The sequence below is a fragment of the Caballeronia sp. TF1N1 genome, from assembly GCF_022878925.1.
In the GTDB taxonomy this organism is placed as follows: Bacteria; Pseudomonadota; Gammaproteobacteria; order Burkholderiales; family Burkholderiaceae; genus Caballeronia.
On sequence record NZ_CP084627.1, the window covers coordinates 1,117,752 to 1,130,955 of the forward strand.

At 62.6% G+C, this 13,204-nt stretch carries 9 protein-coding genes and 1 tRNA gene; 2 read left to right on the forward strand and 8 right to left on the reverse strand.

The features are described from left to right. Positions 1-24: 24 nt before the first annotated feature. Entirely contained in the window at positions 25-2,232 is a 2,208-nt protein-coding gene (locus tag LDZ28_RS19170) for a TonB-dependent siderophore receptor (RefSeq protein ID WP_244828682.1), read from the reverse strand. A gap of 343 nt (positions 2,233-2,575) precedes the next feature. On the opposite strand from LDZ28_RS19170, the gene LDZ28_RS19175 reads away from it, so the two are divergent. Continuing rightward, positions 2,576-3,487, forward strand: coding sequence for a sterol desaturase family protein (locus tag LDZ28_RS19175; protein ID WP_244828683.1), 912 nt, complete (start codon positions 2,576-2,578; stop codon positions 3,485-3,487). A 71-nt stretch (positions 3,488-3,558) separates the two neighbouring features. Here the strand turns inward: LDZ28_RS19175 and LDZ28_RS19180 are convergent, their stop codons facing one another. Both LDZ28_RS19180 and LDZ28_RS19185 read right to left on the reverse strand, forming a co-directional pair. Further along, positions 3,559-3,735, reverse strand: coding sequence for a hypothetical protein (locus LDZ28_RS19180; RefSeq protein ID WP_244828684.1), 177 nt, complete (start codon positions 3,733-3,735; stop codon positions 3,559-3,561). Positions 3,736-4,204: 469 nt separating this feature from the next. Continuing rightward, complete coding sequence (locus LDZ28_RS19185; protein WP_244828685.1) at positions 4,205-5,095, reverse strand: NAD(P)H-binding protein; 891 nt, start codon at positions 5,093-5,095, stop codon at positions 4,205-4,207. Between the two features lie 542 nt (positions 5,096-5,637). Between LDZ28_RS19185 and LDZ28_RS19190 the strand changes: the two genes are divergently transcribed. Beyond that, entirely contained in the window at positions 5,638-6,870 is a 1,233-nt protein-coding gene (locus LDZ28_RS19190; protein WP_244828686.1) for a hypothetical protein, read from the forward strand. Between the two features lie 30 nt (positions 6,871-6,900). Here the strand turns inward: LDZ28_RS19190 and LDZ28_RS19195 are convergent. The 5 genes from LDZ28_RS19195 to selA all read right to left on the reverse strand — a co-directional run bounded on the left by LDZ28_RS19195 (position 6,901) and on the right by selA (position 13,142). Beyond that, a tRNA-Sec gene (locus LDZ28_RS19195) sits at positions 6,901-6,996 on the reverse strand. A gap of 95 nt (positions 6,997-7,091) precedes the next feature. Then, positions 7,092-7,712 (reverse strand): DedA family protein, encoded by a 621-nt coding sequence (locus tag LDZ28_RS19200; protein WP_244828687.1) that lies wholly within the window; start codon positions 7,710-7,712, stop codon positions 7,092-7,094. Positions 7,713-7,760: 48 nt separating this feature from the next. Next, entirely contained in the window at positions 7,761-9,764 is a 2,004-nt protein-coding gene (locus tag LDZ28_RS19205) for a bifunctional DedA family/phosphatase PAP2 family protein (RefSeq protein WP_244828688.1), read from the reverse strand. A gap of 61 nt (positions 9,765-9,825) precedes the next feature. Then, on the reverse strand, positions 9,826-11,739 hold the full coding sequence (gene selB / locus LDZ28_RS19210; protein ID WP_244828689.1) for a selenocysteine-specific translation elongation factor: 1,914 nt from the start codon (positions 11,737-11,739) through the stop codon (positions 9,826-9,828). Then, positions 11,736-13,142: an L-seryl-tRNA(Sec) selenium transferase gene (gene selA / locus LDZ28_RS19215; RefSeq protein ID WP_370652217.1), complete on the reverse strand. Its 1,407-nt coding sequence runs from the start codon at positions 13,140-13,142 to the stop codon at positions 11,736-11,738. The genes selB and selA overlap by 4 nt, the downstream gene beginning before the upstream one ends. Between the last annotated feature and the right edge of the window lie 62 nt (positions 13,143-13,204).

The window sequence follows — 13,204 nt, forward strand, 5'->3', positions numbered from 1 at the left end:
ACCGGCGGCGTTTTTACGTGAACATCAGAAGTCCGTCGTCACCGACAACAGCACCGTGCGCGGCGCGCCTTGCAGCAAATACCCGCCGCTCGTCGACGACCAATAAGACTTGTTCGCCACATTGAGCACGCTTGCGCGGAAGGTCGTCGGACGGCCGAAAACCGCCGTCGAGTAGCGCGCGCCGAGGTCGAAGGTATCCCACGCCGGGATCGACAACGTGTTGTTCACGTTCAGATACTGCGACCCCGTGTGTATCCAGCGCGCCGTCAGCGTGAGGCCGTTCAGCATCGGCACATCGTATTCCGCGTTCAGGTTGAACATCATGGTCGGCACGCCGATCGGCTTGTTACCGTTGGTCACGGCCGTGCCCGTGTCCTGCTGCGTCGCGTTGATGTAAGTCGCGCCCGCGATCAGGCGCACGCCCTTTACCGGCTCGCCGTACACCGATGCCTCCACGCCGCGATGGCGCTCGTCACCGTCCGCGACGAAGAAGCCCGCGGTGTTGGTGTAGGTCATCGGCTTTTCGATCTGGAATAGCGCGAGCGACGCGCCGTACTTGCCGTTGTCGTACTTCGCGCCGACTTCATATTGCTTCGACTTCTCGGGCGCGAGTTGCTGCCCGAAGTTGAGCGCGGTGTTGGGCGCCGTGTCGCCGATGGTCAGCGCTTCGCTGCGATTCGCGAACAGCGCCACGTTTTCCCACGGCTTCACGACCAGGCCGAAGACCGGCGTCGTGATGGACTGGTTATAGTTCGCCGTCTGCGCTCCGGTGTACGAGTAAGAATTCGACAGCAATTCCTGGTGCCGCGCGCCGATGGTGAAGAGCACGCGATCGTTCAGGAAGCCGAGCGTATCCGACACGGAAATGCTGCGCAGCAGATTCAGCGCGGTGGTCTGCGGATCTTGCAGATTGCCGCCCGTGAACGCGTTAGCCGGATAGCCGACTTGCGGCGTGTCATACAGACTCGTCGGGAACGAACCGGAAAGCGTGTAGGCCGATTGGGAATCCGTCCGTACGATCGACGCGCCCGCCGCCACGAAATGCGACACCGGTCCCGTGTTGAAATGACCGTGCACACCCGCTTCCGCCGACGTGTTGTCCTCCTGGTGCGGCACGCCGAGACGCGTGGCCGTCACGCCAGTCGCGCTCACCGTGGGCGACGAATACTCGCCGTGCTCGTTGGTGTGACGCGTGCCGCCCGTCACGTAAGCCGTCCAGCCAGGCAGAAAATCGTATTCCGCGCGCAGGATGCCGACGGTATCTTCGAGCGATGAATAGCTCCACGTCTGCGCATAGTTATACGTGGCCGAGGGCGGCTCGGGGATGTAGTTCGCCGAGTCGTTGACCGTCGGCCGGCCGCCGTTCACGCGCTGGCGCTGATACAGAAAATCGCCGTAGAGACGCAGCTTTTCGCCGCGCCAGTCGAGCGACACGGCCGTCGTATTGTCGCGCCGATGTTCGCCGTCGATACTCGTCTCGCCGTCGTGATTCGCCTGGTTCACGCGAATACCGAACTGCCCTTCGCTGCCGAAACGGCGACCCACGTCGACATGCGCGCCGAAATCGCCCGAAGCGGTTTCCTCCACCGTCACGCGCGTAAGCGGCTTGTCGTCGGCGCGCTTCAATTGCAGATTCAAACCGCCGCCCACCGCCGAACCGCCCGGCGATGCGCCATTCAGAAACGCATTTGCGCCCTTGAAGACATCGACGCGTTCGAGCGCGTCGGTCGCGACGAGCTGGCGCGGCGTGATGCCATAGAGACCGTTGAGCGACACGTCGTCGCCCTGCAACTGGAAGCCGCGAATGACGTAGGTCTCGGCGAAGTTGCCGAAGCCGTAAGACGTGCGCACGGACGGGTCGTTCATCAGCACGTCGCCGATAGTGCGCGCTTGTTGATCTTCGATCAGCTTGGACGTGTAAGTCGTCATGCTGAACGGCACGTCGAGCATCTTCTGCTGGCCGAGCACGCCAAAACTTGCGCCGCGCGCGACTTGGCCGCCTGCATAAGTCGGTTCGAGCGAACCGGGCAACGCTTCTTTCGAAGCCTGAACCTTGACCGCAGGCAAAGTATTGGCGGAAGAAGCACTGTTATCGGTGCTGGATGGAGCGTCGGCAGTTTGAGCTTGGGCCGACACGGAAAACACGACGGCGATAGCGGCAACGATAGCGGCGCGATGAACAAGCGCCTTGGCAGGCAAGGCCTGCGCGGAATTCGAACGGAACACGGGCATGAATCGGAAGAACGTCGGTGATGGTCGGTTACCGTCCCAGGGCAAGGGGAATCCGGGCGGGATTATTTTGGCGAACGCCGAAAGGCTCATGCACGTTCGGTCTGTTCTATTGTCGCCGGCATTATAGGGTAAATGCGATTCGTTATCATTAACCGCATGGAAAATTTGTAGCGACGCAACATTCAGACGGCTGTCCAAAGGCAAGCGCATCTAAATTCGATTTTTCGGCAGGCCCGGTGCAGGTCGTTGACGTGACATCCCGCGAAATAACTTCTGCATGGTTTTCAACGAAGTCGATCGCTAAAGTGACTTCATTCGCAACCCACTGGAACCGAGTGAAATCATGGAATTGATCGGCAAAATCACGACGTACATGATGGCCATCGTGCTTGTTGCATCGATGACCGAAGCGTTCGTGCTGCATGGCAAGTACAAAGGCACCGACCGCGCGTTTGACTGGCACGAGTTCTGGATTTCGCTCGCCGATCTGATCGGCCGAAAGCTGCTCGCGTTTTTGCCGCTCTCGCTAGCAACGCCTGTGTTTCATTTCGCGTGGGAACACCGTATTCATACCGTCGCGACCAACGACTTGCTGACGATCTTCCTGCTCTTCATTGGCCAGGAGTTCTGCTACTACTGGTATCACCGCATCGCGCATACGGTGCGCTTCTTCTGGGCGAGCCACGCGGTTCATCACTCGCCGAACCAGTTGACGTTGTCATCCGCTTATCGGCTCGGCTGGACCACCAAGCTCACGGGCTCAGCCATCTTCTTCACGCCGCTATCGTGGCTCGGCGTGAAACCGGAAGTGGTGATAGCCGTCGTGTCCATCAATCTGCTCTATCAGTTCTGGTTGCACGCTACGTGGATACCCAAGCTCGGCTGGCTCGAATACGTGTTCAACACGCCTTCTTCACACCGAGTTCATCATGCTTCGAATGCCACTTACCTCGATGCCAACTTCGGCGGTGTGCTGATTATCTTCGACCGGCTGTTCGGCACTTACGTGGAGGAACGCGCCGATGAACCCTGCCGCTACGGCCTGACAACGCCGACCACTTCGCATAACCCGATCGTCGTGGAGACGGAGCACTGGGTGAGCCTTGCAAAAGACATGGCCGGTGCAAAGCGCGTTTCGGATGCTGTCTCCTTCGTGCTTCGCCCGCCGGGTTGGTTGCCGAACGGTCAAGGCGAGACGACGCAGGAACTGCAGCGCAGGCAGAAAGACAGCGTACAACCCGCGCAGGCAGGTTGAACGGCAGTTACACACTCGAAGGAAGGCGGATCGTGCGATCCGCCTTTGTCGACTGTCAGCCGCAGCGTTCGTTAAAACGTGACGCTTTGACTGATGACCGTCTGACCGTTGACGATGATGACGGAACTGGCAGTGCCCGTTTGCGTCGGAGAGGCGGGCGTGCTCGGCGAGCACGAGCCGGTGTCCTGCTTAACAGCGCCGCCAGCGATATTCGATTGTGCCAGTGCAATGCGATCGATCTTGATCATTTCAAACCTTTTTTGGTTATGTGGGGCGACAGTCCGCTTTCAGAAGATATGCTGTCGCCAGATACTCAAGCTATCGACAACCGAAGCCGGCAGGCTCGGGCTTCGAAAGCAAGCGGAACCTCAATCGTAACCAAGCTGCGTGCAAGATACTTTGTTAAACGTCCTAAATGCGTCTGTCATTTAGCAAGACGCATATTCGTTGCCCTGCCAATCGGCCGATAACAATTTCGATCAGTTGCAAATTCAGGCTATTCGGCGGTACACGGCAACGGACGACGCGGTTCGTGCTCTGCAGGCAAACGAGCCAGCGAACCCAAAGGCCGCTGCGAGTTGGAACGCATGCGACGAGCGAATTGCCAACGCGTGAATGCAGAGAACATCTGGAAACGGCGCACGTCCGTGATGCTGAAGCGAGCCGATGACGCGCTCTTACGCTAACGCGCCACGGCAACGCTACAGAGCACGCGCCTTAAATGCCGCGCTTTTCGAACGCAGCCCGATTGGCTTCTACAAACTCCTCGACGGTCTGCGGCGCCTTCCCGGTGACCCGGCCGATGATCTCGTTGCGCCCTTCGAACACGCCGTTCTGATAGTCCACCGCCACTTCGATGAAATGCTGGATCATGAATTCGGGCAACTTGTATTGGCTCAGATGCTCGCGATAAGCGTCGAGCGTCATCGGGTCGTAGACGACTTTGCGATCGAGCACCGCGCCGATCTTCTCGGCAATTTCCTTCTGACTCAGCTCGATGGGACCGCAAAGCTCGTACGTCTTGCCGATATGACCTGCGGGGTTCGCGAGCACTGTCGCGATGAAGCGCGCCTGATCTTCGGCGGCAATCGGCGCGTGACGTCCGTTGCCGAATGGCAGCGCAATCTTGCCGTCCTGCACGATCGTATCGCGCACCCACGGAAAAACCATCCACTCGGAGAAAAACGTCGGACGGATATGCACCGTCGGCACGCCCGACCAGTCGAGCACTCTCTCGGCAATCCAATGGTCGCGCGCGGCGTGGCTCTTCGAATCTTCTCGCGCGGAGATTTGCGACATGTTGACGACGACATCGAGTCCGTTGCGACGCGCTGCATCGGCGAAATACGCGGTCGCCTGGATGAAGCCCGGACGCACGGGAAAACAGAGATACGCGGCAGAGACGCCATCCGTCGCACGAATGGCGTCGTCGTGCGAGAGCAAGTCTCCGACGACGACTTCCGCCCCGGCCTGCCGAAGCGCCTCGCTGCGCGCATCCACTGTTCGCACGAGCGCGCGGACTGCATGTCCGCTGTCGAGGAGGTTCTGAACGGTATGCACGCCCGTCTTGCCCGCCGCTGCCGTAACCAAAATTCGTTGCTGTCCCATGATGCCTCTCCTGTTTCGTGGTTAAGCACGTCCGTTCCGGGTTGGCCGGTTAAAGTGCATATGCACTTTTAAGCGCGGACAAGAACTGCAGAAACCCGAAACGAACACACCAAGTGCTTGGATGTTAGCCAAAATCTATACAGAGGTCAAAGCAAGTCTGAATTGTGAATTCCACATGGCTCGAAGATTCGCGCTGAATCGGCTGTACTCGAAACCCACCGGACGCATCCGACGAGCGTCTTGTCATTGCCTTGCATTCCGCTTCGTTCCGACTATGCTAAGTCAGGTCATCGCCAGCGTCCCAGCGCGCGCCAGAAAGCAAGCGCGCATCCGACCGTTCGGTATATTTCAGACTCCAAACGAATTCATGCTGCTCGACGGACACGAGCACGCCTCTCCTTTTGTCCGCGCAATTCAGCAAGACCAGACGCCGCACGCGACGTCGATGAAAGCCACGGCCGTACACACATGTCGCGACACAGATGCGCGATCGGACCGTGGCGCATACGAGGAACACATCAAGTTCATCCATGGAGGCGGCAATGAAACCAGCTTTCCCGGTCTCAAGTGAGACGCGGCACGCAAGAGCGGTATTCGCGTCGAAGATTCTTCGTTCATTCCTTTTGGGTGCGGCCGTCGCGGGCGGCATGTTCACGACGCATTGGGCGCAAGCCGATGACTCGTTCTCGCGAGGAGGCGGCAACAGAAGCGAGAGCATCTTCGTCGGCGATATCGGCGACCCGAATGACACAAACGATGACACCATCAAGCAGGTCGACCTCCGTACCGGAGCCGTGCGCGTTTTCGCATCTTCTACCTTCGGTGCCGAGTTGAACGGCGTCATGGGCATCATCTTCAACGACGCCTCCTTGATCGCCAGCATTCAAAACTTCAGCGAAGATCCCGCGGCGAGCGGCGACGTCATCAAGCTTAATGGGCGCACAGGCATGTTCGAGCAGTACCTCGTGAATCCAAAATCGCGAAACGTACCTTATGCGCCGCAGGGCATCGTTTTCGGCGGCGGCACGCGCGACTGGCATTACGGTTATCAGCCGGACCATTACTACGTCGCGAACGTCATCAAGAGCGGGCAAACCTGCACGAAGGTGGACGAAGGCGATGTGCGGGAATACAGCGAATCGGGCGCGTTCGTTCGCACGCTGGACCGTGTCGGATTCTCGGCGGGTTTCTATCCGCGTGGCGTCGTGTTCGGGCCGGACGGCATGCTGTATGTCGCGGCGCGCGGCTGTCCTGCGGTAGCGCCGACGGACCCCTTATCGCTGCTCGCGTACATCCTTCGCTTCAATCCCTACACCCATAAACTGGACAAGGTGATTGCGACCAATGCATCGGTGCAAAGTCAGGGCTTGAAGTTCGGATTCCATCGGCCAGAAGGCTTGGTGTTCGACGACAAGGGCTACCTTTGGGTCACGAGTTTTCGCGATACCACCAGCAGCGCCGATCCGCTGGATAAGAACAACGTCGACCGCATTCTGAAGTTCGACGTGAGGAGCGGGAAAGTCGTCGACTCCTTGCCGCTATCCGACTTCGATAAACCGCGAGCATCCGCGCAGGCACTGATCTTCGGTCCCGAAGGAAAGCTGTACATTCCGATCTCTGGGAGCGCAGCGGAGACGACAGGCGAATTGCGCCGATGCGACACGCGCACGAAGAAATGCGACGTCGTCGTTCCGGTTGGCGGAGGCCTCGTCGATCCGTGGTTCGCGGTTTTCAGAAACAGCGATCCGGCGACGTTGTCGTACGAGCGTCGCTAACGGCACCCAAAGAGGCGCGAGGAAAGGCATTGGCGGAAGGCAGCCGGAGTCGAACCGACCTGGGAATGTCTGACATCCCCAACCGGGTTTGAAGCCCGGCCGTACCACCGGATACGAATGCCTTCCTGCGGAGAAACTCAGCACGCTGACAACACTTCGACCAGGCGCGCCGCGATTATAGCGGTGATGCGTAATTCGCATACGTGCCGGCGCACCGGCCATTAACCGCTCTTGTCGCTAGGCTGATGCGGCGGCTTGCGGCGTAACAGACGGTACGCGAAGAAGATCAGCGCGAGCACCACCAGCAGGTCGATCACCGTCGCGCCGTGCAGATGCAACTCCATCAGCGTCCATTGCAGTTGCCGCTGAAAGAGCGCGCCGCCCAGCAGCCAGAACGCAGCCCACGCGACGATCCCACCCGTATCCCAAAGAAAGAACGCGGGCACGGCGATTTGCGTCGTACCCATCAAGGGCGGCGTGACGAGTCCGAGTCCCGGTATGAACTTCGATACCGCGACGATAGGCGCGCCATGCCGCTCGAAAAGAGCGCCGGTCGTACGCATGCCGTTGTCGATCGCATAGGAGCGACGCGAAAGCGCGGCAATGAGCTTGCGCCCGTGGATGCGTCCCGCCGCAAACCACACACCGTCGCCGATGAGCGCGCCCGCCACGGCAGCCACCAGCACGGAGACGAACGAGAGCCGCCCGTTCGCGACAGCCGTTCCCGCGAACAGCAGCAACGGCGCGGAAGGCAGCGGCACACCGAGCCGCGTCAGCAGCACATTGGCGAACACCGCCGCCCCGCCCCACTGCGCAATCGCCGATGGCGGTATCTGAATCACGCGTCTTCCTCGGTTCGTTGTGGTCTGTGGTCTCGCGGCCGGACGCGCTCAATCGGCCCGCGATTCGACGAGCATCACGGGAATGCCGCCGCACCCCGCGCTATTCGCAATTTCAATGCCGCCCCACGGCGAACTCGCGCCACGGTCGAACGCCATCGGGTCGCCACGCAAGTCCGGGCGCAGCACGTTGAACGGCCAGGTCGGTCGCCTGATGCGCTCATGGACCACGGACCCGAGCCAGATCGGCATGGGCTGCGCGCGGGCGCCCATGCCTAGCGCGTAGTTCGTGGGCCAAAAACGCAGGACGTCGCGCTCCTGCGGGCCGAGATGGGATCGCGTGAACACGAGCTTCGACGGCTCGCCGTTGTTCAGACGCGGCAGCGCGGGCAAGGCGACCGCCGGTGCGTTGGGCGACACCACCGACATCACGCTCTTCACCGACACACCCGACACCTCGGTCCAGCCGCGGCTCGTCAGTTGCGCGCGAATCTGCGCGGGCGTGGCCGCCCATTGCACGGTGATCGGCTCGCGACGGTCGCCATCCATGGCCGACCGGTAGCACGAGAACGTGCGCCAGAAGGTATCGGTCCATTGAATCGGCGTGATGACGACCGTGACGGGCGGCGCGCTGTGCGCCTCGGATGAATCGCTCAACTGCAACGCCACGCTTGCGCAGATGACGGCCAGCACCGCGAACGGCATCCACGGACGCGGCTTCGGTTTTCCGGGATTACGCCACACCGCCGTGAGCGCGATCAGGAACACCCAGATGGCCGCGAGCGCGACGCTGCCGAGCACGGCGGAAATGGTGAAGCGGCCGAAGTACAACCCGGCGAGCGCGACGGCCGTGACGATCGCCGATGTCGCCGTCGCGATCAACACACCCGAAATGGTGCCGACGCGCCGCAGCAGCAAGAACGCGAGAAAGCCGTAGATCACGACCGTGGCCGAGACGTGACTGCTCAGAAAAGAATGGTCGGCGGGCGCGAGCGTGACGAGCATCGGATCGCGCGCGGTGAAGCGGATCGCGAGCACCAGCACTTGCGAAAACACGACGGCGACGAGCCAGTACGTGACCGTGCGCCAGCGCCGCTCGAACACCATCCACACGACGACCGTCACGGCGAGCGCGGCGAGCGTCGGCGTGCTGCCGAGCGTGGCGGCGGCATCGAGGATGGAATCGGCCCAGGTCGAACGGAACGACTGCAACAGCCGGAAGATGGAGGTATCCACCTGCACGAGCGAACTGCCGCGCGCCACGCCCGACAGCACGTAGAAGAACGCGACCGCCGAGACGAGCAGCAGCGCGGAAATCATCACGATGAGCCCGGTCGCAGGATTGCCCGGATCGAGCGCGCGTGCGAGCATCCGCGCGGCCAGACCACGGCGTTGCTGGCAGGTCGCAAGCAACATGTCGCGCGAGGCGAACGTCCATTCCTTCGCATGCGAAATCACCACGCGCGCGAGATTGAACACAAGCCACGCAAGCGCCGCGAGGATGACGAGGATCACCACGAGCCGGATCGATACCGCGCCCGCCAGTTCGATCGAAGCTCCGAAGACCACGCCCGGCAGGATGTGCAGCGGCGCCCAGATCAGCGCGGAAATGATGTTGACGGCCAGAAAGCGCGCGGGCGTCATGCCCGCGACGCCAGCGACGACCGGCACCACCGCGCGCATCGGTCCGACGAAACGCGCGAGCACCACGCTCTTCGCGCCGTGTTTGTCGAAATATCTTCGGCCGGCGACGAGTGCGCCGGGATGTGCCCGAAACGGCCACATCTGCGCGATGCTCGTTGCATAGCGCTTGCCGAACCAGAAGCTGACCGCGTCGCCCGCAATGGCGCCGACGACCGCGCAGACCATCACCCAGCCGAGATTGAGCGCGCCGGTTCCGACGAGCGCGCCCGCGATGAACATGGCCGTGCTGCCCGGAATGAAGGTGCCAATGAATGCGAGCGACTCCAGAAACGACGCAAGCAGCACTACCACGAGCGTCCATTCGGGATGGCTCGACAGAAGATGCAAGAGCTTGTAGTAGGAATGCTCCATCGGATTTCACGCGACAGCGTGCGCCGCGAAGGTCTCCACGTCGTAACTCGACGTTCGATAGTCAGACGGATTCGTGCCAGCGGCTGTCGGTTCGCAACAGATGAAGGTCGCGGTGAAACCGAGTGTACCCAACCCTGTCGAAGAACTCCAAAACCTGGATCGCGCGTTTGCGGCCGAGCGCGCTGGCATCGCGAAATGCGGCCGCGCCTATCGCACCGTTCGCGTTTGCATGTTCGGCAGCCAGCCGTGCAAGTGCTGCAATGGACGCGCGTCCGTAAAACAAGTCGCGCACCACCTGAAAGACATCGCCACGGCGCGAGAGCTTGCGCAACAGACGCCGCACCGCGTCTTCGGGCACGCCATGCGTGGTGGCCAAATCCCTGACCCACGGCGGGTCGAAGCGGCCTTCCTCGATCGATGAGAGCACGACGCGGGCCAGCGCGTCCTCGGCGGCATCGAGCGTAACCGTATGCGATGGCAGATGCAGCCACGGACCGCTTCGCGCAATCGTGCCTAGCGTCACGGCGTCGTCGATGAGCGCGCGCCACAGCGCTTCGGGCGCGAGCGGCGCGGCCATGCGGCGCAGGCGCGCGGTATCCGGGCCTTGCTCGTCCGCAAAGCGTTCGTGGAAGGCGGCGAGTGCATCCGTCAGACACGCGTGCAACGCGTCCCATCGCGCGACGCTGATCAAGAGCGCATCGTCGTGGATGGGTATGCTGCGCAGACCGTCGGGCTGGGTCATCGATCCAAGCGTTCGACCTGCAAGATGCTCGACGAGGGAGCGCGGCAAGCCATACGGCGACTGCGCGAAGAGTTCGTCGATGGCGCCGGTGTCGAGCATCGCGGTGAGCGCATCGAGCCACGCGTGGCGCTGCGGCGTGCGGCGCTTGCGTGCGGGCGCAAACGGGTCGAGCACACGCCCGCCGCCTACCGTTTTATCCGCCTGCGCGTTGCGAACGATGAAGCGGTCGCCCGGCAGCGCGCAAACCGGCCTATCGAATACGAGTTGCACGCGCGCCGTCTGCCCGGCCGCGAGCGTTTCGCCGTCGAGCAAGGCGATGTGCGCGACGCGGTGCATCGTGCCCAGATGTACATGCAGCGGGCTCCAGTGCGTGAGCGCCGGCGAGGCATCGGCGAGAAGCGTGAGTTCGACGTCGATTCGCTCGGACGCGCGCGCGAGACGCGCATCGAGAATCCAGTCGCCGCGCGACAGCGCGCCTTTCTCGATGCCCGCGAGATTGAGCGCGCAGCGCTCCCCCGCGCGCCCCGTCTCCGAAGCGCGATTCTGCGCGTGAATGCTGCGCACACGAACCGGCGCTTCGCCCTCGCGCGGCGCGAGCGCCAGCGTGTCGCCAACCTTCGTCTGCCCCGCGAACACCGTGCCGGTCGCCACCGTGCCCTGGCCCGCGAGCGTGAACACGCGGTCCACGGCCAAACGAAAGAAGCCGTCGTCGCGGCGCGCGCGCCAGTGCTTGGCGACATCGTGCAGATGCGCGTTCAGCGCGGCCACGCCGGAGTCGTCATCGCGCGTGGCGTTGGTGTTAAAGAGCGGTGCGTGTTGCAAAGCGGTGCCGGCTAGAAGCGCGGCGATTTCGGCATGGACTTCGTTCAGGCGCGCGGCATCGACACGATCGGACTTCGTCACCGCCACTGCGCCATCTTTCACGCCGAGCAACTGAAGAATCGCGAGATGTTCGCGCGTTTGCGGCATGACGCCATCGTCGGCGGCGATCACCACGAGCGCGAAGTCGATGCCGCATGCGCCCGCCGCCATCGTATGCACGAGCTTTTCGTGCCCCGGCACGTCGATGAAGCCGAGCACGCCGCCATCGCCGAGCGGCACGTATGCATAACCCAGTTCGATGGAAATGCCACGCGCCTTCTCTTCCTTCAGACGATCCGTATCCACGCCCGACAGCGCGCGCACGAGCGTCGTCTTGCCATGATCGATATGCCCCGCCGTGCCGACGATCATGCGTTGCGGCCCGTTGCCTGCATCTCCAACTGGGCGATGAACGCGGCTTCGTCCTGTGCTTCGAGACAGCGCAGATCGAGCCACAGCGCGTTATCCGCAATGCGCCCGATGACCGGGCGCGGCAGATCGCGCAGTCTGCGCTCGATGCGATTCAACTGGCCGCCTGCCTTCTTTCCGCTCGTGAGCCGCACGACGAGGCCGTAGCTCGGCAGGACATCGACCGGCAACGCGCCGCTGCCGATCTGACTGAACATCGGCTCAGTGGCGACCACGAAATCCGCACCGGTCATTGCCCGCAGCACGGGCCGGATGCGTTCGGCGGCAAGGCGCATGGCGTCCGCGGGACGCGTCAGCAGGCGCAAGGTGGTGAGACGTTCGGCGAGCGTCTCCGGCGTGCGATAAAGCCGCAACACCGCTTCGAGCGCCGCGAGCGTGAGCTTGCCGACCCGCAGCGCACGCTTGAGCGGATGCTTCTTGATCTTCACGATCAGTTCCTTCGTACCGACGATCAGGCCCGCCTGCGGACCGCCGAGCAGCTTGTCGCCGCTGAAGGTGACGAGTTGCGCGCCAGCCTCGACCGTCTCGCGAACCGTGGCCTCGCGCGGCAAGCCCCATTGCGCCAAATCGACGAGCGTGCCGCTGCCGAGATCCACGACAACCGGCAAGCCGCGCGCCCTCGCGAGCGGCGCGAGTTCCGCGAGCGTGACTTCCTTGGTGAAGCCCGTGACGGCGTAGTTGCTGCAATGCACTTTCATCAGGAGCGCGGTCCTGGCGTTGATCGCTTCGTCGTAATCCTTCAGATGCGTGCGGTTGGTCGTGCCGACTTCGCGCAGCTTCGCGCCCGCGCGGCTCATGATGTCGGGAATGCGAAACGCGCCGCCAATCTCGACCAGCTCGCCGCGCGACACGATCACTTCGCGACGCGTGGCCAGCGCGGACAGCGTCAGCAGCACGGCGGCCGCGTTGTTGTTGACGACCGTCGCGGCTTCGGCGCCCGTCAGTTCACAGATAAGTTCGTTGATGAGGTCATCGCGGTCGCCGCGCGCGCCGGTCGCCAGATCGAATTCGAGATTGGCCGGCCGCGTCAGGACTTCGGCGACGGCGCGCAGCGCTTCATCCGGCAATAGCGCCCGGCCGAGGTTCGTGTGCAGCACCGTGCCCGTGAGATTGAAGACGCTTTTCACGCTGCTTTCCGCGCGCTTGTCGAGCGTCGCGCCGACGCTTGCCGCGAGGCTCGCATCGGCCAGTGCCTCGACGGATGCGCGGCCCGCCTGCGCTTCGGCGCGCCATGCGTCGAGCGACGCGCGCAGCACGGCGAGCGTCTGCGTGCGTCCGTGCGCGGCCAAGACCGGCGCGAATGCCGCCGATGCCAGCACGCGCTCCACCGATGGCACTCGTGCCATCAGCGCGCGCAATTCGCTGTCGTTGTTGCCGGTGACATTACTCACGCTTCTATCCTCTTCCC

What these genes read in the sequence shown, in the direction of transcription:
- LDZ28_RS19170 (WP_244828682.1), bottom strand. Translation starts at nt 2,232, where the DNA reads ATGCCCGTGTTCCGTTCGAATTCCGCGCAGGCCTTGCCTGCCAAGGCG.
- LDZ28_RS19175 (WP_244828683.1), top strand. Translation starts at nt 2,576, where the DNA reads ATGGAATTGATCGGCAAAATCACGACGTACATGATGGCCATCGTGCTT.
- LDZ28_RS19180 (WP_244828684.1), bottom strand. Translation starts at nt 3,735, where the DNA reads ATGATCAAGATCGATCGCATTGCACTGGCACAATCGAATATCGCTGGC.
- LDZ28_RS19185 (WP_244828685.1), bottom strand. Translation starts at nt 5,095, where the DNA reads ATGGGACAGCAACGAATTTTGGTTACGGCAGCGGCGGGCAAGACGGGC.
- LDZ28_RS19190 (WP_244828686.1), top strand. Translation starts at nt 5,638, where the DNA reads ATGAAACCAGCTTTCCCGGTCTCAAGTGAGACGCGGCACGCAAGAGCG.
- LDZ28_RS19205 (WP_244828688.1), bottom strand. Translation starts at nt 9,764, where the DNA reads ATGGAGCATTCCTACTACAAGCTCTTGCATCTTCTGTCGAGCCATCCC.
- selB (WP_244828689.1), bottom strand. Translation starts at nt 11,739, where the DNA reads ATGATCGTCGGCACGGCGGGGCATATCGATCATGGCAAGACGACGCTC.
- selA (WP_370652217.1), bottom strand. Translation starts at nt 13,142, where the DNA reads ATGGCACGAGTGCCATCGGTGGAGCGCGTGCTGGCATCGGCGGCATTC.